The sequence below is a fragment of the Kitasatospora albolonga genome (assembly GCF_039535905.1).
GTDB classification, from domain to species: domain Bacteria; phylum Actinomycetota; class Actinomycetes; order Streptomycetales; family Streptomycetaceae; genus Kitasatospora; species Kitasatospora albolonga.
In genome coordinates, this window is sequence record NZ_BAAAYB010000025.1 from 1 (window position 1) to 20014 (window position 20014).

Sequence of the window (20014 nt, forward strand, 5' to 3'; positions counted from 1 at the left end):
CCCGCCTCGGTGCAGCCGTGACGTGGTCGGCGATCGTGAGCGGCCGTCAGGTATGCGTTACCGGTGGTGTGGGTCGGCGTCTCGTACGGCGCGTGCAGTGCAAGTCGGTTGCGCGAGCCGATCGCGCCGTCCCCGCGAAGAGGTCGCCGCCGCCCCCTGAGGGCGCCGCAGGCGCCGGCGTTCGACGCCCGCCGGGCGAGCTCGCCCGAAAAGAAAGAAAAAAAAAAAAGGGAAGAAGAAAAAAAAAAGGGAAAAAAAAAAAAAAAAAAAAAAAAAAAAAAAAAAAAAAAAAAAAAAAAAAAGAAAAAAAAAAAACAAAAAAAAAAAAAAAAAAAAAAAAAAAAAAGGGGAAAAAAAAAAAAAAAAAAAAAGAAAAAAAGGAAAAAAAGGGGGAAAAAAAGGGGGAAAAAAAAAGGTACCGAAGACCTCGGGCCCTCGCCCTCGGCGGCCAGCGCGAGCAGCGCGGGGCGAGGTCCTGCTCGAGGAGATCTGGGGCCCGGCGCACTCGTGCAGCGCCCGATGCCGACTCGGCGGCGCGGCGCAGGGTGGCCCGCTGGGCGGCCCGGCGCTGAGCGTCCGTCAGCTCGGCGAGGGCGGTCTGCCGGACGGCCGTGGTGGGCGTCCCGGCTCACCGGGCCCTCGGGGTGTTACCCGGGCAGCGAGGCCAGACCCTCCGTCAGCTCCCGCAGGGCGGTGGAGGCCAGGGCGGAGTGCACGTCGGTGCGGGAGAGGTAGAGGGCCGCTCCCCCGGCGGCCGCGTCCAGTTCGGCGAGGCTCGGGGCGCGGCCCTCGGGCCACTTGGCCTCGTCCCAGCCGTGGCCGATCAGCACGCCCTCACCGGCCGCGGCGAAGGCGGCGATCCGCTCCAGGGCCTCGGCCAGCGAGGGGGCAGCCGGTCAGGTCGAGACCGGTCAGCGCCAGGCCGGCCGAGGTGGCGTGCACGTGGGCGTCCACGAACGCGGGGGTGACCAGCGCGCCGTCCAGCTCCACCACCTCGTCGGCGGTCGCCGCGTACGCCTCGGCGGCGCCGTCGCTGCCGACCCAGGCGATGTGTTCCCCCTCGGCCAGCATCGCGGTGGCGAACGGGTCGGCGGGGCTGTAGACGGAACCGCCGCGCAGCAGCACGGTGCGGTGGGTGGTGGGTGCGCTCATGGGCACCAGTCTGCACCCGGACGGTTCCCGTCAGAGCTTCGGGGGTCGGGCCTCGTACGGGGTGGAGAGCACCACGGTGGTGCGGGTGGAGACGCCGGCCGCGCTGCGGATGCGGGCGAGCAGGTCCTCCAGGTCGCCGGGGGCGGAGACCCGGACCTTGAGGATGTAGTTCTCGTCGCCCGCGACGCTGTGGCAGGCCTCGATCTCCGGCAGCCCGGCGAGGCGTTCGGGGGTGTCGTCGGGGCTGCTCGGGTCGAAGGGCTTCACCGAGATGAACGCGGTCAGCGCCAGGTCGACCGCGTCCGGGTCGATGATGGCGGTGTAGCCGCGGATGACGCCGCGCTGCTCCAGGCGCCGCACCCGCTGGTGCACCGCCGAGGTGGACAGGCCGGTGGCCTTGCCCAGGTCCGTGTAGCTCATCCGGCCGTCTTCGAGCAGCAGCCGGACGATGCGTTGGTCGAGATCCTCCACAAGGCGCAAACCTAGCGCGCCCGGTGACGTTCCGCCGACACCGGGCGTCCGGTTCCCGCCACGGCCGGGTTGACGGCGGGTCAGGGCCCGACGGGTGACGGCGGCGGCGGGTCCGCGGTGCGCTGCCCGGATCGGGGGTACCCGGACCGAAGACTGGGCACATGAGAGCCTCCCGCCCCGGCACCCTGCTGCGCCTGGCCGCCGCCACCGCGCTGCTCGCCCTCGCCGTCCCGGCCACCGCGACGGCCGGTGAGCCGCGCCACCGGCCCTGCGTCGGCTCGCAGGTGCCCGAGGAGGGGCCGGCCCGCGAGGTGCTGCGGATCGCCGAGGCGGCGAAGGCCGAGATGGGGCTCAACTCGGTGATCCTGCGGGTGAGCCGGGGCGGCCGGGAGCTGATCACCACCGCCCTCGGCGAGTCGATGACCGGGGTCCCGGCCGAGCCGGCCATGCACTTCCGCAACGGCAACATCGCGATCAGCTACCTGGGCACCGCCCTGCTCCAGCTGGTGGACGAGGGCGTGGTGAGCCTGGACGACCCGGTCTCCACCTGGCTGCCGGACCTGCCGGACGGCGAGCGCATCACCCTGCGGATGCTCGGCTCCTCCACCTCCGGCCTGGTCGACTACGTGACCTCCCCGGGTTTCGGCGAGGGCCTGTACGCGGACCCGTTCCGGCAGTGGACGGCGCGGGAGCTGGTGGACGTCTCGCTGCACCAGCACCCCTGGTACGACCCGGGCACCAACTGGAGCTACTCGCACGCCAACTTCGTGCTGCTCGGGGCCGCGTTGGAGAAGATCACCCACACCCCCCTGGAGCAGCTGCTCCAGGAGAAGGTGCTGGACCGGCTGGGCCTGGCCGAGACCAGGAACTCCTCCACCCCGGACATCCCCGCCCCGGTCCTGCACGCCTTCACCGCCGAACGCGGCACCTACGAGGAGTCCACCTTCTGGAACCCCTCCTGGACCACCGCCCCGGGCGCCGTCCAGACCACCGACATCTGCGACCTGGCCCGCTCGGCCGGCGGCATCGGCGGCGGCGAGCTGCTCTCCGAGGCCTCCCGCGCGGAACTCCTGAACCCCGGCACGGTCGGCCTCGGCCACCCGACCAAGCGCTGCCCCGAGACGGTCTGCCTCCCCCAGACCGAGGCCACCCACTACGGCATGGGCGTGGTGGTGCTCGGCGACTGGATCTCCCAGCACCCCCTCTTCTACGGCTACACCGCCTCCCAGGCCCACCTCCCCTGCGACGACCTCTCCATCGCCGTCACCACCACCAAGGGCCCGAACACCCCCGGCGGCCACACCGCCCAGACCATCACCCAGCGCATCGCCACCGCCCTCGCCCCGGACCACCCCATCCCCGACTTCGGCCGGGGCTGAGCCCGGCCGAAAATCCGTACCCCTCTAACGGTGTAAGGGATAGATTCTCCCTTACACCGTTAGAGGAGGTACGCCCATGCCCGGCAGCGAAGGTCCCGCGCCGCTGAGCCGCCCGGCGATCGCCGCCGCCGCTCTGCTGGTGCTGGAGCGCGAGGGCGTGAACGGGCTGTCCATGCGCAAGGTGGCGGCCGAGCTCGGGGTGCAGGCACCCTCGCTCTACTGGCACGTGCGGAACAAGGAGGAGATCCTCGACCTCCTGTCGGACGCATTGATGACCGATGCCGAGGCGCCGCCCCCGCACGGGAGTTGGCGGGAGCAGCTGCGGGAGTACTGCCTGCGGTACCGACGCCACCTGCTGGACCGGCGGGACGCGGCGAAGGTGGTGGCGGGGCGCCTGGCGCCCGGGCCGGCGCTGCTGCGTCTGATGGACGATCAGCTGGGGCGCCTGCGCGCGGCGGGGTTCTCGGACCCGGACGCGGCGATGGTCAACTACCTGCTGGGCGCGTTCGTCCAGGGCTTCGTGCTCCAGGAGCAGGGGCCGCTCTCCGCCGCCGAGGCGATGGGCGCCGACCGCCGGGCGGCCGCCGACGCCGCCGGGGCTCAGCTGGCCGCGCTGCCGCCGGAGGACTTCCCGCACCTGACCGCCCTGGCCGGCGCCCTGACCGGCCCGGGCATGGACGAGCGGTTCGAGTTCGGCCTCGAACGCCTCCTCGACGGACTCGCCGTCCTGCTCGCCGGGCAGGACCCCACCACCCCGGAAGGGCACCACCCATGACCGAGCGCACCTACCGCGTGATCGTCCGCGGCGTCTTCGCCGACCTCGACGAGGACCACCGCACCACCCTGCTGGCGCGGGCCCCGCAGCACAGCCACCTGTTCGCCGCCTTCACCGACGAGGGCACCCTGGTCTACGACGAGCAGCTGCACGCCTTCAGCTACCGCTGCGTGGTCCGCCAGCCGGCCGAGCTGGCGGACGAGGCGGCGGGCCCGGCCGCCGAGGAGCGGGCCGCGGCGGCACTGGCGGCCCGCGGGGTCGGCCACGGCGAACTGCGCAGCCAGGTCACCAGCATGGACGACATGAAGATCCGCCGGCCCCGCCGGGGCTGACGACCGCAGCGGCGGCCGGGGCCGGCGCGCCGCCCTGGCCGGCGCCCGGAGCGGCGCCGGGCCCGCGAGGAGGAAGCGCGGAGGACGTGACGAGGTCGTGACGAGGTCGCGAGGGGCGCGCAGGTGGCACATGCCGCGTGAATGTGGCCCAGAGCACACGGTGTGCATCACACTGCGGCCCTCCGCAGGGTTATGAGTCCCCGTCAGCGGGAAGTGCTGCTCTTGGCCGGGGCCGACGAAGGCCGGGCCAGATCCGAGGGGGATCACATGCCTGCTGTCGAACAGCCTTCCCGCACCGCTGCGGAGGATCACGAACGCCTCGACTTCGAGGACTTCCCGGGTGTCGACCCGGGCGAGATGGAGACCTGGGAGATCTTCCGGGTGCACTGCCCCGAGTGCGACCGCCCGATCGCGCTGCTCGGCGACGAGGACCGGCTGCCGCAGCACGCCGTCCTGCCCACCGCCTGGCACCCCTTCTCCGCCCAGCTCTGCCCGGGCACCGGCGCGCCGACCGCCGAGCTCGCGGAGTGCGACTCGGCCGAGCACGCCGAGCCGAACGGCATGGAGCTGATCAGCCTGCCGGCCGACTTCGACTGGCGCACCCACCCGTTCTCGCACGCGGGCGCCCCGGGCTCGGGCCCGCTGGAGCGCCGCGCCCGGGTGCCCCAGCAGCGTTCGCGCGGCCTGGTCCGGCACTGACCGCCCGTCCGCCGCGACGCCCCTGAAACCTCGTACGAACCCGTAGGGCGCCGGTCCCCCCGTGCGGACCGGCGCCCTCCGTGGTGACCACACGCTTCAGCGGCCGCTGAGGTGACGCCCGATCACCAGCCGCTGGATCTGGTTGGTGCCCTCCACGATCTGCAGCACCTTGGCCTCGCGCATGTAGCGCTCGGCCGGGAAGTCCTGGGTGTAGCCGGCGCCGCCGAGCACCTGGACGGCGTCGACCGTGACGCTCATCGCCGCGTCGGTGCAGAACAGCTTGGCCATCGCGGCCTCCTTGGAGAACGCCATCCCGGCGTCCCGGCGGCGGGCCGCCGCGAGGTAGAGCGAACGCCCGGCCTCGATCTTGGTGGCCATGTCGGCCAGCATGAAGGACAGGCCCTGGAACTCGGCGATCGGGCGGCCGAACTGCTGCCGGGTGCCCGCGTACTCCACCGCCAGGTCCAGCGCGGCCTGGGCCACGCCGATCGCGCAGGCGGCGATGCCCAGCCGGCCGGAGTCCAGCGCGGAGAGGGCGATCTGGAAGCCCTGGCCCTCCTCGCCGACCAGCCGGTCCTCGTCCACCCGCACGCCGTCGAAGTGCAGCTGGGCGGTGGGCGAGGAGCGCATGCCCATCTTGTGCTCCGGCGGCGCGGCCGACAGGCCCTCGGCGTCGCCCGGCACCAGCAGGCAGCTGATCCCGCGCGGGCCGTCCTCGCCGGTGCGCACCATCGAGCTGTAGAAGTCGGCCTGCCCGCCGTGGGTGATCCAGGCCTTGGTGCCGTTCACCACGTACTGGCCGCCGTCCTTCTCGGCCCGGGTGCGCAGCGCGGCCGCGTCGGAGCCGGACTGCGGCTCGGAGAGGCAGTAGGCGCCGAGCTGGGCCCCGCCGAGCATGCCGGGCAGCCAGCGACGCTTCTGCTCCTCGGAGCCGAAGGTGGCCAGGGCGTGGCAGGAGAGGGTGTGAACGCTGACGCCGAGGCCGACCGCGAGCCAGCCGGCGGCCAGCTCCTCCAGTACCTGGAGGTAGACCTCGTACGGCTGCTCGCCGCCGCCGTACTCCTCGCCGTAGGGGAGGGAGAGCAGCCCGGCCTCGCCGAGGGTGGCGAACACCTCGCGCGGGAAGCGGTTGGCGGCCTCGTCCTCGGCCGCGCGGGGGCGGAGCTCGTTCTGCACCAGGTCCCGGGTCAGGGCGAGGAGCTCGCGGGCCTCCTCGCTCGGCAGCTGGCGGTCCACGGGCTTGGCAGCGGCGGAAGTCATGAGGGTTCGTCGCCTCCTCGGTCGGGCGCCGGCCCGGAGGGTACGGGTCGGCGCGGCAGGTCGGCCCGAGCACCACCGGATCGCGGTGAACGCTCGTTCACAGGGCTTGGCGTTGTGCAGTATGCCCGATGCCGGGCGCGCCGTCACGGTCCGGAACGGCACATCACCCGAGCTCCGGTGCCACAACGTCAGAACCGGCCGCGGGGCCGCGACCTGCGGCCGCCCGTAGAGTGGGCCGGTGACCGCCGCCGACCTCGCCCCGCTCGCCGACCGGCTGCGCGCCCTGCCGCCGTCGCTCGGCCCGGTGCGGCTGGTCGCCGTCGACGGGCACGCGGGCTCGGGCAAGACCACCTTCGCCGGACGCCTGGCCGAGGCGCTGGGCGGCGCCCCCGTGGTGCACCTGGACGACCTGGCCACCCACGAGGAGCCGTTCGGCTGGACGCGGCGCCTGCGCACCGAGGTGCTGGAGCCGCTGGCGCGCGGCCGCACCGCCGAGCACCGGGTCTACGACTGGGTCGGGCGCCGGTTCGCGACGGTCCGTCAGGTCCCGCCCGCGCCCGTGGTGCTGCTGGAGGGGGTGGGCGCCGGACGGCGCGAGGTGCGGCCCGATCTGGCGCTGCTGGTCTGGATGGAGCTGGGCCAGGCCGCCGCCCGGGCCCGCGGCGAACTGCGGGACGGGCCGGAGCTGGCCGGCTTCTGGGCCGGCTGGGCGGTCGCCGAGCGGGCCCACTTCGCCGCCGACCCGAGCCGTCCGTACGCCGATCTCCTGGTGCACGGAGTCACCGGCCGGATCGCTGAGGGCACCCTAAGTGAGACCTCCGCAGGGCCCTTGACCTGGGGGATCGGCAGCATTTAGGTTCAGCTCAGCGCGCGGTTGGTTGAGCGCGCAACCACAGACGCGGCACCTCCGGCTTGTTCCCCCGTGAGCCGGAGGTGCCGTCCCCCTCCCGGCGCTCCGCCGAAGATCGTCCAATCTCGCGTCGCCCCACCGGATTTGATGCCGGATTGGCTTCGCGCGCCACCCTTCCGGATCAGCCTCCCACCGGTACGATTTCCGCAAGGGGGTGTGCTGGTGCACACGGCGGGGGGCTGAGTGTCATGGCGAGTTCCGATTCCACCGGGCCGGACCGGCTGGCCGACCGGGCCTGGCTGCGGGCGATGGACGCCTACGCCGCGGGCTCGTACGCGCGCGCGGAGGAGGAGTTCCGCACCGCCGTGCGGCTCGACCCGGGGATGGCGGACGCCTGGCTCGGCCTGCACGCGCTGCGCTGCGACACCTCCGCCGCACTGGTCGAGATGCACCGCCACCAGAAACGTTTCGGCGAGCAGCGCGCCCAGCACCGGCGGCCGCTCAGCTCCTGGTACTGGCTCGGCTGGTGGGTGCAGCCCGTCCTCGAGGACGCCCGCGACCTCGCGCTGGCGCACGCCTCGCACTGGCTGGACGGCCGGCACCTGGCGGAGCTGGACACCGCCCTGGCCTCCTGCTCCTCCCCCGAGGACGACCCCTCGGTCCGCTTCCTGCACGCCTGCCGCTCCTACCTGCTCAAGGACTGGGAGCAGCTGATCCGCGACACCGAGCCGCTGCTGGACGACCAACTCCTCGGCATCGAGGCCGGGTTGTTCGCCGGCATGGCCCGGGTCCGCCTCGACATGTGCGCCCAGGCCCAGCACCCGCTGGCCGTCTCGCTGGCCCGCTGCCGCTCCGAGCAGCCCCAGCGCAAGGAGCTGCGCTACTGGCTGGCCCGCGCCTACGAGGGCGCCGGGCGCAGCGCAGCCGCCCTCCCGCTCTACCGCGCCGTGCACCGCGCCGACCCCGGCTTCATGGACACCGCCGCCCGGCTGGCCGCCATCGCCACCGAGGACGGGGTGCTCGACGAACTGCTGCTGCCCGCCCTCACCTCGGGCGAACTCCCCTTCCCCGACGAGGAGTTCCTCGACGCCGCGGAGCCCGCCGAACCCCCCGTCGCTCCCCCGGCCGAGCCTGCGGCCTCCGCCTCGCCCGAGCAGGCACCGGAGCCCGAGACCACGCCCGAGCCCACCCAGACGCCGGTCCGGGCCACCGCCGCCGGCGCCGCTCCGCCGTCCGGCCCGGTGCCGCTGCGCTCCGGCGGCAGCGACGGCCTGGAGGCGGCGCTCGCCCAGCTGGAGCAGATGGTCGGGCTGGACCCGGTGAAGCGTCAGGTCCGGGCGCTCTCGGCCCAGTTGCGGATGTCCCGGCTGCGGGCCGACCAGTCGCTGCCGGTCGCCCCGCCCAAGCGGCACTTCGTCTTCTCCGGCCCCTCCGGCACCGGCAAGACCACCGTCGCGCGGATCCTCGGCCAGGTCTTCCACGCGCTCGGCCTGCTCTCCGGCGACCACCTGGTGGAGGCCCAGCGCGCCGACCTGGTCGGCGAGTACCTCGGGCAGACGGCGGTCAAGGCCAACGAGCTGATCGACTCCGCGCTGGACGGCGTCCTCTTCATCGACGAGGCCTACAGCCTCTCCAACTCCGGCTACAGCCAGGGCGACGCCTACGGGGACGAGGCGCTCCAGGTCCTGCTCAAGCGCGCCGAGGACAACCGCGACCGCCTGGTCGTCATCCTGGCCGGCTACCCCGAGGGCATGAACCGCCTGCTCGCCACCAACCCCGGCCTCAACTCCCGCTTCACCACCCGGGTCGACTTCCCCAGCTACCGCCCCGCCGAACTCACCGCCATCGGCCGCACCCTCGCCGCCGGCAGCGGCGACGGCTGGGACCCGGACGCCGCGGAGGAGCTGGCCAGCATCTGCACCCACGTGGTCGCCGAGGGCTGGATCGACAACCTCGGCAACGGCCGCTTCATCCGCACCCTCTACGAGAAGTCCTGCGCCTACCGCGACCTGCGCCTCTCCACCCTCACCACCACCCCCGGCCGCGAGGACCTGATCACCCTCCGCCTCCCCGACCTCATGCAGGCCTACGGCGAACTCATCGACGCCCGCCGCTGACCCCCGCCTGCGGCGGGATCGCGTACCCGCCTCAGGCGGGGCCGAAGGCAGCAGTCCGTCAGTCACCCACCACGCCCCTCACGCCGCCCCTCCGGCACCCTCCTCACCCCACCGGAGGCGACACCGTGCCGGGCCGCCCGTCCGGTGGCAGGCTCGGTCGGAGGGGCCGCCCAGGGTGAGGAGCAGCGTGGACCGGGTCGTGCAGGCGGTGTCGCTGCTGGTGGACCGTCAGGGACGGGTGGCCGCGGTCTGCCCGCAGGAGGCGACGGTGGGCGGTCTGCCGGCCGCGCGGGTGCTCGGGCAGCCGGCCTCGCGGCTGTTCGAACCCGCCTCGGGCGAGAAGGTCGCCGGGCTGCTGGCCGCACCGGACGGCGGACTGGTGCCCGCCCTGCTGGCCACCTCCGCCGAGGGCGGACCGGCCCAGTCGGTCTGGGTCCGGGCCCGGCCGGTGCTCACCTCGGCCCCGGAGCTGCCCGTGGTGGAGCTGCTGATCGGCACCGGCCCGCGCGAATGGCTGCTGGAGCGCACCCCGCTCGGCCTGTGGTGCGCCGACCCGACGGAGGGGGTGAACCAGCGGGACGACTCCGCCGCCCTGCTCTACGGGGTGCCCGGGGCCCGACAGTTGACGATCGCGGAGTTCCTGGCCCGGGTGCATCCGGACGACGTCCCGGACCTGCTGAGCCTCCAGCTGGACGCCACCGAGCAGCCCGGCCGCACCGTCCAGGCGCACTTCCGCTTCCAGGGCGACGACGGCGGCTGGCGCTGGCTGCTCACCTGGGCCTGCTCGTTCACGGTGATGGGCCGCCCGCTGCTGGTCGGGGTGAGCGCGGCGCTCGACGGCGGGCCGGTCGACGGAAGGTCCGACGAGGGGGCCCGGATCGCCCGCCGGGTGCGCCGCCCGGCCGAGGAGCTCCTGCTGGCGCCGTCCCAGGAGCGGGTGGCGGACCTGCTGCTGGAGCGGTTCCCGGCGCTGATCGGCGCGACCCAGGCCACCGTCGGCCTGCTGGACGGCGACCGGGGGCGGCGGCTGCGGATCGAGCGGCGGCCCGAGCCGCCGGCCGGGCACGGCGCTCCCTGGGTGGTGCCGCTGGACGCCGCCCTGCCGCTGGCGGTGGTGGCCCGCACCGGGCGGCCCAGCTTCCTCACCCGGGACGAGTACCTGGCCCTGGCCCCGGACGGCGGCACCCTGGTGGCCGAGCCCCGGACGCGTTCCTGGAGCATCCTGCCGCTCACCGAGCCCGGCGGCACACCGCTCGGCGCGTGGGCGCTGGGCCACGAGGGCCCGGACGGCCTGGCACCGACCGCCGTCGCCGCGGTCCGCGAGGTGGCCCGGCTGGCCGGGCAGGCACTGGCGCGCACCGGCCGCACCCAGCCGTACCTCGACCTGGCCGACGCGTTCCAGGCCGGCGCCGCGCCGCTTCCGCCGGACGCCGTGGACGGCCTGACCGTGACGGTCCGTCACCTGCCGGCCCAGCACGACCTCGGCCTCGGCGGTGACTGGTACGACCTGATCGACCTGCGCGACGGCACGGTGATGGTCTGCGTCGGCGACGTCCAGGGCCACGGCGCGCACGCCGCCCCGCTGATGGCCCGGCTGCGCACCCTGGTGCGGGCGTACTCCCTGGGCTCCCCCGACCCGGGTACGGTGCTCGGTCTGGTCAACGACTTCCTGGACCGCTTCCCGGTCTCGGCCACCGCCACCTGCACCCTGCTGCGGCTCGACCCGCGCACCGGCTCCACCCTGGTCGCCCGCGCCGCGCACCCCCCGCTGCTGGTGGTCGGCCCCGACGGCGCCGTCCGGACCGAGAACGTCACCGGAGGTCTGCCGCTCGGTGTCCTGCCGGGCCAGGGGTACCCCACCGAACCGGTCGACCTCCCGCCCGGCGCCCTGCTGGCGCTCTGCACCGACGGCCTGGTGGAAGGGCCCGCACTCCCCCTGGAGCAGGGCCTGGCGGCGCTCGGCGCCGTACTCTCGGCCTGGCCCGGGGATTCCCTGGAACCCCTGGCCGACCGGCTGCTCCCGCTCGCCGGGGCGACCGGCCACCAGGACGACGCCACCGTGCTGCTGTTGGCCCGTCAGTCCTGAGGGCCCGACCGCGGGTCGGCGTCCGGGCGGACCGCGCCGAGGACGGGCAGGAGGCCGAGCGGGGCGATCTTGACGACGGTCCCGGGGTGGGGGGCGTGGACGACCAGGCCGCCGCCGAGGTACATCGAGACGTGGGTGGCGCCGGGGTCGTAGATGACCAGGTCGCCCGGGCGGAGCTCGTGGAGGGGGACGCGGGTCAGTCCCGCCCACTGGTCCTGGCTGGTGCGCGGGATGGGGGTCCCAGCGTGCTGCCAGGCCCAGGAGGTGAGGCCGGAGCAGTCGAAGACCTCGGGGCCGGCGCCGCCCCAGACGTACGGGCGGCCGAGCTGCCCCAGCGCCTCGGCGATCGCCCGCGCCCCCGCCCCGCTCGGTGCGGCGTCCGTCTCCGGCAGCGCGGCCGAGTCCTCCGCCTGAACCATCGTCACCCCGCCGCCGGGTGCCGCCTTCGCCCGTGCGTCCCGCGCCAGCTCCGCCACCGTGTCGGCCAGCCGCCGCTCCAGGTCCGCCTGTGCGGCCCGGCTCGCCCCGGCCGCCGCCCCCGCCTCCTGCGCCGCCCGCTCCGCCGCCTCCTGCCGCCCGCTGACCTCGGCGTAGGTGCCGCGCAGCTGCCGGACCAGTTCGGCCTGGGCCCGCGCCCCGGCCATCGGCACGCCGTCGGGCACCAGCGCCGTCGGCCCGGTGACCAGCAGCCGCAGGAAGCCGGAGAGGCCCTGCCCCCGGTAGTCGGAGCCCGCCAGCTGCGCCGCTCCCAGTTCGCCGTCCTGGAGCCGGGCCCCCGCCGCCGCCCGCTCGGCGCCGAGCACGTCGGCGGCCCGCCGAAGGCCGGCCGCCTCGCCGGCCTGACGCTCCGCCAGCACCCGCGCCGCGCCGGCGGCGGGCCGCAGTTCGGCGATGTCCAGGGCGAGCCGCACCAGCACCGGGTCGCCGATCTCGGCCGCCGGGAGCGCGGACACCCCGGGCTGCGGCACCACCGCGGCCGGATCACCGGGCCGGGCGAAGTCGCCTGGCTGGGCGAACGGCCCCGGCACGCGGGCCGCTCCGGGCCGGGTGCCGGTCGGCGGGGGCCCCGGGTCCGCGTGGGCGAGGGCGCCGAGCGGGCCCGCCCAGAGGGCGACCGCCACCGCCGTCGCGACCGCCGAACGCCGGAGCGCCCGCTGACCCGGGGCACCGCCCTGACCGACCGTCATCCGGTCTTCCCTTCGCCCGGCCGCCGAGCGCCTTGCCGCCCGCGTACCGTCGGCCATGCTCACCCCGCCCCCGGCCCGGGTCACGGGAGGCACTCCGTCCGGCCCACCCCGTCCACGCGTTCGGCCGAACCGCCCCCGGCCGCGCACCGCCGCCCCGTCCCCGCTACGGCCGCCGGTGGTCCGGGTCGTGCATCTCGCCGACCAGCTCCTCCAGGACGTCCTCCAGGGCCACCAGCCCCAGTGCCCTCCCGTCCTGGTCCACCACCGCGGCCAGGTGCGAGGCGGCCCGCTGCATGGCGGCCAGCGCGTCGTCCAGCGGCAGCGACCCGCGCAGTACGGTGACGGGCCGCCAGAGCCGCTCCGGCACCGGGGCCTCGCGGTCGTCCACGTCCAGAGCATCCTTGACGTGCAGGTAGCCCCGCACCTGCCCGGCCCCGTCGAGGACGGGGAAGCGCGAGAAGCCGGTCCGCACCGCGAGGTCCTCGATCTCGGCGGCCGTCACCGCCGGCCCGACCGTGACCAGCTGGTCCGGGGCCAGCAGGACGTCGGTGACCGGCCGCACCCCCAACTCCAGGGCGTCCTCCAGCCGTTCCTGCCGCTGTTCGTCCAGCAGCCCGGCCTCCCTGGAGTCGGTCAGCAGGTAGAGCAGCTGCTCCGTGGTGAAGACCGACTCGACCTCGTCCTTGGGCTCGACCCGGAACAGCCGCAGCACGCCGTTGGCGAGGGCGTTCAGGAAGCGGATCACGGGTGAGAGCCAGCGCGCCAGCCGGTCCAGCGGTGGGCCGAGCCAGAGGGCGGCCTTCTCCGGCCCGGCCAGGGCGATGTTCTTCGGCACCATCTCGCCGACCACCATGTGCAGGAAGACCACCACCGCCAGCGCCACCGCGTAGCCGATCGGGTGGATCAGCTGCTCCGGGATCCCGACCGCCGTCAACGGCCCCTCCAGCAGGCCGGCGATGGTCGGCTCGGCCAGCGCGCCCAACAACAACGAGCAGACGGTGATGCCGAGTTGGGCGGCGGCCAGCATCGCCGAGACGTTCGACAGCGCGTGCAGCACCGTCCGCGCCCGGCGGTTGCCGGCCTCCGCCAGCGGTTCGATCTGGCTGCGCCGCACCGAGATGACGGCGAACTCGGCGCCGACGAAGAAGGCGTTGCCCAGCAGCAGGAGCAGCGATGCGGCCAGTTGCAGGACGCTCATGCGTCCCTCCCCTCGGCGGTGCGCCGCACCAGCACCCGGCTGGTGCGGTGCCGCTCCACGGCGAGCACGGTGAACCGCCAGCCGGGCAGTGACGCCTCCTCACCGGGAGCCGGGAGCTTGCCGAGCAGGTCGGAGAGCAGTCCGCCGAGCGTCTCGTACGGGCCGTCGGGTGCGTGCAGGCCGATCGCCTCCAGCTGGTCGAGCCGGGCCCGACCGTCGGCATCCCAGGCGGGCAGGCCGTCCTGGGCCGGCAGGGGCCGCAGGTCGGGCAGGTCGGCGAGGTCGTGCTCGTCCTGCACCTCGCCGACGATCTCCTCGACGATGTCCTCCAGGGTGACCACCCCGGCGGTGCCGCCGTACTCGTCCACCACGACGGCCATCGGCTGCTCGCGCCGCAGCCGGTCGAGCAGCTCCTCGCAGGGCAGCGTCTCGGGCACCAGCAGGGCGGGGTGGGCGAGTTGGGCCACCCGGATGCTCGGGCGGCGCTCGGCCGCCACGGCCAGCGCGTCCTTGAGGGTGACGGTGCCGGTGACCTCGTCCAGGCCCTCGGCGTAGACCGGGAAGCGGGAGTAGCCGGTGGCCCTGGTCAGGTTGAGCACGTCAGAGGCGGTGGCGTCGCGCTGGAGGGCGGCGACGTCGATCCTCGGGGTCATCACGCTCCCGGCGGTGAGCTCGGCCAGCGCCAGGGTCTTCACGAAGAGCTTGGCCGACTGCTCGTCCAGCGCCCCCTCCTTGGCGGAGTGCCGGGCCAGTGAGACCAGCTCCTCGGGGGTGCGGGCGTGGTCCAGCTCCTCCTGCGGCTCGATGCCGAGCGCCCGGACCATCCGGTCGGCGGAGCCGTTCAGGAGGCGGATCAGCGGGCGGCAGACGGCGGAGAAGACCCGCTGCGGGCCGACCACCGCGTAGGCGACCTGCACCGGGTGGGAGATGGCCCAGTTCTTCGGCACCAGCTCGCCCGTCACCATCTGCACCACGGTGGCCAGCGCCATCCCGACCGCCACCGCGAGGCCGTGCGCGGCGGTCTCCGGCACGCCGAGGCCGGTGAGCACGGGAGCGAGCAGCACCGAGAGGGCGGGCTCGGCGAGCATGCCGACCACCAGGGAGGTGACGGTGATGCCGAGTTGGGCCCCGGAGAGCTGGAAGGAGAGCTGCCGCTGCGCCTTCTGCACGCGCTGCGCCCTGCGGTCCCCCTCGGCGGCGGAGCGTTCGATCGTCCCCCGGTCGACCGTGACGAGGGCGAACTCGGCGGCCACGAACAGGCCGTTGGCGAGGATCAGCAGCAGGGCCGCGAGCAGCAGCAGCCAGGCGGTGGTCACGGTGCCGCCTCCCGGTCGGGAGAGGCGGCGTCGGTACTGCTACCGGACGGATCGTCCATCGAGGGGAGGTGTCACTCCTCAGGTCGTAAGGGTCACCGGCCAGCGTAGACGATGGCCGTACGGGAACGGAGGACCCGTCAGACCCGCGCCGCGCCCCGGTGCTCCACCAGGTCACGCAGGGCCCGGGCGGCCCGGACGGCCTGCGCGCGGCCGCCGCCCGCCTGGATGCCGACGGCGGCCAGCGCGGTGCCGTCGGACAGGTCGAGGGTCACCCAGGGGTCGCCCTGACGGAAGTTCACCCGGACGACCTGGGCCCAGCTCAACCGGTGGCTGCGGACGAAGTTGGTCACCGTGACCCCCTCCGCGTCGGCCTTCACCTGCGGGCGGGCGAGCATCACGCCGACCGAGGCGAACAGCAGGCCTGAGCAGAACATCGCCACCCGGTCGTTGAAGTGCCAGTGCGGCGGCAGGGCCACGGCCATGGTGGTGAAGAGCACCAGGAAGACGGCGCAGATCACCGCGAGCACGACCCGGTTGCGGCGCGGGGCCCAGGTGACGGGCAGGTCGACGGCGGGCGGGGCGGCGGGGCTGGACACGTGGTTCTCCAGACGGGGAAAGCCGAAGGGTGGGACGTCGCTGACGACGTCCCACCCTACGAGGTGCTTACACGCTCCGAGACGGCAGGCCCGGACGCGCCGGGCTCAGAGGGCCCGGCTCAGATGCGGCAGGCGTGGATGTTGGTGACCAGGATGGCCCGGGCACCGATCGCCCAGAGGTCGTCCATGATCCGCTGGGCCTCCTTGCGCAGCACCATGGAGCGGACCGCGACCCAGCCCTCGGTGTGCAGCGGCGAGACGGTCGGCGACTCCAGGCCCGGCGTCAGGGCGACGGCCTCGCTGACCTTCTCGGCCCGGATGTCGTAGTCCATCAGCACGTAGCGGCGGGCCACCAGCACGCCCTGCAGCCGGCGAAGGAAGCCCTCGACCCGGGCGTCCTCGCCCGCGCCCTTGGGCCGGATGACCACCGCGTCGGAGACCAGGATCGGCTCGCCGAAGATCTCCAGACCGGCGTTGCGCAGGCTGGTGCCGGTCTCCACCACGTCGGCGATCACGTCGGCCACGCCGAGCTGGACCGCGGTCTCCACCGCGCCGTCCAGCTTGGTGACGGTGGCCTTCACGCCGTGCTCGGCCAGGTGCTGCTCGACCAGGCCGGTGTAGGAGGTGGCGATCCGCAGGCCCTCCAGGCCCTGCACGTCCGCGACCTCCACGCCGACCGGCTTGGCGAACCGGAAGGTCGAGCCGCCGAAGCCCAGCGCCAGAACCTCCTCGGCGTCCGAGGCGGAGTCCAGCAGCAGGTCCCGGCCGGTGATGCCGACGTCGAGGCGGCCGGAGCCGACGTAGACGGCGATGTCGCGCGGGCGGAGGAAGAAGAACTCGACCTGGTTCTCCGGGTCGACCAGCACCAGCTCCTTGGGGTCCTTGCGCTGGCGGTAGCCGGCCTCATGGAGCATCTCCGCCGCGGGACCCGAGAGCGAACCCTTGTTGGGGACGGCGATGCGCAGCATGAGAGAGGAGCCCTTCATCGGGAGGTGTGGGTGTTCCGGAGTACTGAGGGTGTTTCAGAGGTACTTGTAGACGTCGTCCAGCGTCAGCCCGCGCGCGACCATCATCACCTGAAGGTGGTAGAGGAGCTGCGAGATCTCCTCCGCCGTCTCCTCGGTGGACTGGTACTCGGCGGCCATCCAGACCTCGGCCGCCTCCTCGACGACCTTCTTGCCGATCGCATGGACGCCCTGCTGGACGAGCTGCGCGGTGCGGGAGGTCGAGGGGTCGGCCGTGGCGGCCTTCTGCTGGAGCTCGGTGAACAGCTCCTCGAATGTCTTCGAAGCCATGATGGGCTCACCTTACGGCTTGCGGGCTGACGGACGGTAAACGATTCCGGAGCGTGGACACTCCGCTGGACGTCCGGCGTACGCCGGCCCGCCACCGGGTCAGCGCCGGCTCAGCGCCGGGTCAGCGCCAGGGCTCGGAGACGGAGCGCAGCGCGGCGGCAGTGGCGACCGCCGCGGTGACGGCCTCGTGGCCCTTGTCCTCGGCCGAGCCGGGCAGGCCGGCGCGGTCCAGCGCCTGCTGCTCGTTGTCGCAGGTCAGCACGCCGAAGCCGACCGGGACGCCGGTCTGCACGCTGACGTCGGTCAGGCCGATGGTGGCGCCCTGGCAGACGTAGTCGAAGTGCGGGGTGCCGCCACGGATGACCACGCCGAGCGCGACCACGGCGTCGTAGCCGCGCTCGGCCAGCACCTTGGCGGCGACCGGGAGTTCGAAGGTGCCGGGCACCCGGACGATGGTCGGCTCCTCGATGCCGAGCTCCTTGAGCGCGCGGTGCGCGCCGTCCAGCAGGCCGTCCATCACCTGCTGGTGCCACTGCGCGGCGATCACCGCGACCCGCAGGTCGGCGCAGTTCTTGAGGGTCAGCTCGGGGGCTCCGTGGCCGCTCACGTGGGTGGTCCGTTCTCTGGGTGGTGGTGGTTCGTCAGGTCTGCGGGTTCGGCGGGTGCGCGGTGACGGGTCAGGCCTCGGGGTCGAGCCGGGTCAGCTCGTGGCCCATCCGGTCCCGCTTGGTGCGCAGGTAGGCGGCGTTGTGCTCGCCGGGCTGGGTCTCCAGACCCCGGCGGCCCTTGACCTTGATGCCGTGCTCGGTCAGCGCGGCGGTCTTGTCGGGGTTGTTGGTGAGCAGGGTCAGCGAGCGGACGCCGAGGTCGACGAGCATGTGGGCGCCGATGCTGTAGTCCCGGGCGTCGGCCGGCAGGCCGAGTTCGAGGTTGGCGTCCACCGTGTCGCGGCCCTGCTCCTGGAGCTCGTAGGCGCGCAGCTTGTGGGTGAGGCCGATGCCCCGGCCCTCGTGGCCGCGCAGGTAGACCACCACGCCGCGGCCGGAGGCGGCCACCTCCTCCAGCGAGGCGGCCAGCTGGGGGCCGCAGTCGCAGCGGAGCGAGCCGAAGACGTCGCCGGTGAGGCACTCGGAGTGCAGGCGCACCAGCACGTCCTCGCCGACCGGGAGCTTGCCGTCGGCGGTCAGCCCGCCGGCCACCAGCGCGATGTGCTCGACCCCGTCCAGCGTGCCCTTGTAGCCAACCGCGGTGAACTCGCCGTGCTCGGTGGGCAGTTGGGTGACGGCGGTGCGCTTGACGTGCAGCTCGGTGCGGCGCCGGTAGGCGATCAGGTCCTCGATCGAGATGATCGCCAGGCCGTGTTCGCGGGCGAAGGCGACCAGCTCGGGCAGCCGGGCCATGGTGCCGTCGTCGTTGACCACCTCGGCGATGGCACCGGCCGGGGCCAGCCCGGCGAGGCGGGCCAGGTCCACGGCGGCCTCGGTGTGGCCGGGGCGGACCAGCACGCCGCCCTCGACGGCGCGCAGCGGGAAGACGTGGCCGGGGCGGGTGAGGTCGCCCGGCTCGGTGGCCACCGTGGAGAGCAGCTTGACGGTGCGGGCCCGGTCGGCGGCCGAGATGCCGGTGTCCACGCCGTCGCGGGCGTCCACCGAGATCGCGTAGGCGGTGCCCTTGCGGTCCTCGTTGACCTGGGTCATCGGGGGCAGCTTGAGCCGGTCCAGCTCCTCGCCGGTCATCGGCACGCAGATCACGCCGGAGGAGTAGCGGATGGTGAAGGCCATCAGCTCGGGGGTGGCGGCGGAGGCGGCGAAGACGATGTCGCCCTCGTTCTCGCGGTCCTCGTCGTCGACCACGATGACCGGCCGGCCGAGCGCGATGTCGGCCACGGCCCGCTCCACCGGGTCGAGCGCGAAGGCGTCGTCGACCAGCTGACGGATGTCGTTCTCGGGCTGCACGGTCATGCCGAAACTCCTTGCGGGACGGCCTTGTTGGCGGGCCGGGGGGTGCGGGTGCGGGTCCACCAGGCCTGCAGGCCCAGCAGCACGAGCACGAAGTAGATGGCGTAGGTGATGCCGGAGAAGGTGTAGCCGCTGGTGAAGGCGAGCGGGACGCCGACCAGGTCGACGGCGATCCAGGCGAACCAGAACTCCACCCAGCCCCTGGCCTGCGCGTACATCGCAGCCAGCGTGCCGGTGAAGATGTAGGCGTCGGCCCACGGGCTCCAGGAGAGCTCCGGGACGGCGATGAACAGCCCGGCGAGGGCGACGGTGGCCACCGCGGTGGCGCCGATCAGGGCGGCGCGCTCGCGGGCGGTGGCGAAGCGGACCTCGATCTCACCGGTCGCGCGGCGGCCGCGCTGCCACTGGGTCCAGCCCCAGACGGCGGCCACGATCACGATGCCCTGCTTGCCGATCAGGCCGGTCAGGTGGGCCGAGAGGTAGGCGCCGATCAGCACCACGCCGGAGAGCAGCTGGACCGGCCAGCTCCAGACCGAGCGGCGCCAGCCGAGGGCCAGCGCGGCCAGGCCGAGCAGGTTGCCCACCATGTCGGTCCACTTGACGGTCTGGCCGAATATCGAGAAGGCGGTTTCGTTGAGCCAGTTCACGAGGCGTCCCCGGGGAGGATGGTGGGCAGGTCGGTGGGGAGGGTGCGCGCGTCGAGCAGCCGCTCGACGTACTTGGCGAGGACGTCCACCTCGAGGTTGACCGGGTCGCCGACCTGCTTGGCGCCGAGCGTGGTCAGGGCCAGGGTGGCCGGGATGAGGCTGACGGTGAAGCTGTCGAGGGCGGCCTCCACCACGGTCAGGCTGACGCCGTCCACCGTGATCGAGCCCTTCTCCACCAGGTAGCGGGTGATGCCCTGGGGCAGCGAGAAGCGGAGCACCTCCCAGCGGAGGTTGCCGTCCGCGTCCAGGTCGCCGGGCTCGCGGGAGAGCAGGGTGCCGGTGGCGTCCACGTGGCCCTGGACCAGGTGGCCGCCGAGCCGGGCGCCGAGCGCCATGGCCCGCTCCAGGTTGACCCGGGAGCCGGGGGCGAGTGCGCCGAGGCTGGAGCGGTGCAGCGTCTCGGCCATCACGTCGGCACTGAACTCACCGGTGCCGGCGGCCAGTTGCTCGGGGCTGTCGACCACGGTCAGGCAGACGCCGTTGACCGCGATGGAGTCGCCGTGCCCGGCGTCGGTACAGACCACGGGGCCACGCAGGCGGATGCGCGAGGAATCGCCGATCTCCTCGATGGAGACGACCTCGCCGAGCTCTTCGATGATGCCGGTGAACACCCGGGTTCTCCTCGCGCTGCTAGGG

19 protein-coding genes and 1 pseudogene are annotated in these 20014 nt (G+C 73.6%); 7 read left to right on the forward strand and 13 right to left on the reverse strand.

Translation table 11 applies throughout. The annotated features are described in order from the left end of the window. Positions 1-425: 425 nt before the first annotated feature. Both ABD946_RS06490 and ABD946_RS06495 read right to left on the reverse strand, forming a co-directional pair. A pseudogene (locus tag ABD946_RS06490) lies at positions 426-1152 on the reverse strand (amidohydrolase family protein); the annotation flags it as partial. Positions 1153-1182: 30 nt separating this feature from the next. Next, positions 1183-1623: an Lrp/AsnC family transcriptional regulator gene (locus ABD946_RS06495; protein ID WP_345280974.1), complete on the reverse strand. Its 441-nt coding sequence runs from the start codon at positions 1621-1623 to the stop codon at positions 1183-1185. Between the two features lie 161 nt (positions 1624-1784). Here ABD946_RS06495 and ABD946_RS06500 point away from each other — a divergent pair, with 161 nt between their 5' ends. The 4 genes from ABD946_RS06500 (at position 1785) to ABD946_RS06515 (ending at position 4808) form a co-directional block, all read left to right on the forward strand. Continuing rightward, a complete protein-coding gene (locus ABD946_RS06500; protein WP_345280976.1) occupies positions 1785-3002 on the forward strand; it encodes a serine hydrolase domain-containing protein in 1218 nt (405 codons plus the stop codon). 76 nt (positions 3003-3078) lie between these two features. Then, complete coding sequence (locus ABD946_RS06505) at positions 3079-3777, forward strand: TetR/AcrR family transcriptional regulator (RefSeq protein ID WP_345280978.1); 699 nt, start codon at positions 3079-3081, stop codon at positions 3775-3777. Beyond that, positions 3774-4109 carry a DUF6204 family protein gene (locus tag ABD946_RS06510; RefSeq protein ID WP_345280980.1) on the forward strand — a complete coding sequence of 112 codons (336 nt, stop codon included), beginning with the start codon at positions 3774-3776 and terminating at the stop codon, positions 4107-4109. Before ABD946_RS06505 ends, ABD946_RS06510 begins: the two co-directional genes overlap by 4 nt. A 267-nt stretch (positions 4110-4376) precedes the next feature. Beyond that, entirely contained in the window at positions 4377-4808 is a 432-nt protein-coding gene (locus ABD946_RS06515; RefSeq protein WP_345280982.1) for a hypothetical protein, read from the forward strand. Positions 4809-4904: 96 nt separating this feature from the next. Here the strand turns inward: ABD946_RS06515 and ABD946_RS06520 are convergent, their stop codons facing one another. Further along, positions 4905-6068 (reverse strand): acyl-CoA dehydrogenase family protein, encoded by a 1164-nt coding sequence (locus ABD946_RS06520; RefSeq protein ID WP_345280984.1) that lies wholly within the window; start codon positions 6066-6068, stop codon positions 4905-4907. Between the two features lie 238 nt (positions 6069-6306). Between ABD946_RS06520 and ABD946_RS06525 the strand changes: the two genes are divergently transcribed. The 3 genes from ABD946_RS06525 (at position 6307) to ABD946_RS06535 (ending at position 11121) form a co-directional block, all read left to right on the forward strand. Next, positions 6307-6924, forward strand: coding sequence for a uridine kinase family protein (locus ABD946_RS06525; protein ID WP_345280986.1), 618 nt, complete (start codon positions 6307-6309; stop codon positions 6922-6924). Between the two features lie 242 nt (positions 6925-7166). Next, entirely contained in the window at positions 7167-9035 is a 1869-nt protein-coding gene (locus ABD946_RS06530) for an AAA family ATPase (RefSeq protein WP_345280988.1), read from the forward strand. Positions 9036-9222: 187 nt separating this feature from the next. Then, on the forward strand, positions 9223-11121 hold the full coding sequence (locus ABD946_RS06535; RefSeq protein WP_345280990.1) for a PP2C family protein-serine/threonine phosphatase: 1899 nt from the start codon (positions 9223-9225) through the stop codon (positions 11119-11121). Here the strand turns inward: ABD946_RS06535 and ABD946_RS06540 are convergent. The 10 genes from ABD946_RS06540 to ABD946_RS06585 form a co-directional block, all read right to left on the reverse strand. Then, the gene (locus ABD946_RS06540) at positions 11112-12308 is read right to left on the reverse strand and encodes a C40 family peptidase (RefSeq protein ID WP_345280991.1); all 1197 of its coding nucleotides are present in this window, start codon (positions 12306-12308) and stop codon (positions 11112-11114) included. The two genes, ABD946_RS06535 and ABD946_RS06540, sit on opposite strands and share 10 nt — an antisense overlap. 163 nt (positions 12309-12471) lie before the next feature. Beyond that, entirely contained in the window at positions 12472-13506 is a 1035-nt protein-coding gene (locus tag ABD946_RS06545; RefSeq protein ID WP_345280993.1) for a hemolysin family protein, read from the reverse strand. Continuing rightward, entirely contained in the window at positions 13503-14822 is a 1320-nt protein-coding gene (locus ABD946_RS06550) for a hemolysin family protein (protein WP_345280995.1), read from the reverse strand. Before ABD946_RS06550 ends, ABD946_RS06545 begins: the two co-directional genes overlap by 4 nt. Positions 14823-14959: 137 nt before the next feature. Further along, positions 14960-15418, reverse strand: coding sequence for a PH domain-containing protein (locus tag ABD946_RS06555; protein WP_345280996.1), 459 nt, complete (start codon positions 15416-15418; stop codon positions 14960-14962). 119 nt (positions 15419-15537) lie between these two features. Then, the gene (gene hisG / locus ABD946_RS06560) at positions 15538-16386 is read right to left on the reverse strand and encodes an ATP phosphoribosyltransferase (RefSeq protein ID WP_345280998.1); all 849 of its coding nucleotides are present in this window, start codon (positions 16384-16386) and stop codon (positions 15538-15540) included. A gap of 54 nt (positions 16387-16440) precedes the next feature. Further along, entirely contained in the window at positions 16441-16713 is a 273-nt protein-coding gene (locus tag ABD946_RS06565; RefSeq protein WP_345281000.1) for a phosphoribosyl-ATP diphosphatase, read from the reverse strand. Positions 16714-16834: 121 nt separating this feature from the next. Continuing rightward, a complete protein-coding gene (gene ribH / locus ABD946_RS06570; RefSeq protein ID WP_345281002.1) occupies positions 16835-17320 on the reverse strand; it encodes a 6,7-dimethyl-8-ribityllumazine synthase in 486 nt (161 codons plus the stop codon). Positions 17321-17390: 70 nt separating this feature from the next. After that, positions 17391-18674: a bifunctional 3,4-dihydroxy-2-butanone-4-phosphate synthase/GTP cyclohydrolase II gene (locus ABD946_RS06575; protein ID WP_345281004.1), complete on the reverse strand. Its 1284-nt coding sequence runs from the start codon at positions 18672-18674 to the stop codon at positions 17391-17393. Further along, positions 18671-19258 (reverse strand): nicotinamide mononucleotide transporter family protein, encoded by a 588-nt coding sequence (locus tag ABD946_RS06580; protein WP_345281020.1) that lies wholly within the window; start codon positions 19256-19258, stop codon positions 18671-18673. The genes ABD946_RS06575 and ABD946_RS06580 overlap by 4 nt, the downstream gene beginning before the upstream one ends. A 56-nt stretch (positions 19259-19314) precedes the next feature. Further along, positions 19315-19989, reverse strand: a complete 675-nt coding sequence (locus ABD946_RS06585; protein ID WP_345281006.1) for a riboflavin synthase — start codon at positions 19987-19989, stop codon at positions 19315-19317. Positions 19990-20014 lie beyond the last annotated feature (25 nt).

Bases quoted from the DNA above. Each gene is read 5' to 3' on its own strand.
- ABD946_RS06530 (WP_345280988.1), top strand. From the start codon at position 7,167: ATGGCGAGTTCCGATTCCACCGGGCCGGACCGGCTGGCCGACCGGGCC.
- ABD946_RS06505 (WP_345280978.1), top strand. From the start codon at position 3,079: ATGCCCGGCAGCGAAGGTCCCGCGCCGCTGAGCCGCCCGGCGATCGCC.
- hisG (WP_345280998.1), bottom strand. From the start codon at position 16,386: ATGCTGCGCATCGCCGTCCCCAACAAGGGTTCGCTCTCGGGTCCCGCG.
- ABD946_RS06545 (WP_345280993.1), bottom strand. From the start codon at position 13,506: ATGAGCGTCCTGCAACTGGCCGCATCGCTGCTCCTGCTGCTGGGCAAC.
- ABD946_RS06510 (WP_345280980.1), top strand. From the start codon at position 3,774: ATGACCGAGCGCACCTACCGCGTGATCGTCCGCGGCGTCTTCGCCGAC.
- ABD946_RS06575 (WP_345281004.1), bottom strand. From the start codon at position 18,674: ATGACCGTGCAGCCCGAGAACGACATCCGTCAGCTGGTCGACGACGCC.
- ABD946_RS06515 (WP_345280982.1), top strand. From the start codon at position 4,377: ATGCCTGCTGTCGAACAGCCTTCCCGCACCGCTGCGGAGGATCACGAA.
- ABD946_RS06565 (WP_345281000.1), bottom strand. From the start codon at position 16,713: ATGGCTTCGAAGACATTCGAGGAGCTGTTCACCGAGCTCCAGCAGAAG.
- ABD946_RS06520 (WP_345280984.1), bottom strand. From the start codon at position 6,068: ATGACTTCCGCCGCTGCCAAGCCCGTGGACCGCCAGCTGCCGAGCGAG.
- ABD946_RS06540 (WP_345280991.1), bottom strand. From the start codon at position 12,308: ATGACGGTCGGTCAGGGCGGTGCCCCGGGTCAGCGGGCGCTCCGGCGT.
- ABD946_RS06500 (WP_345280976.1), top strand. From the start codon at position 1,785: ATGAGAGCCTCCCGCCCCGGCACCCTGCTGCGCCTGGCCGCCGCCACC.
- ABD946_RS06580 (WP_345281020.1), bottom strand. From the start codon at position 19,258: ATGGTGGGCAACCTGCTCGGCCTGGCCGCGCTGGCCCTCGGCTGGCGC.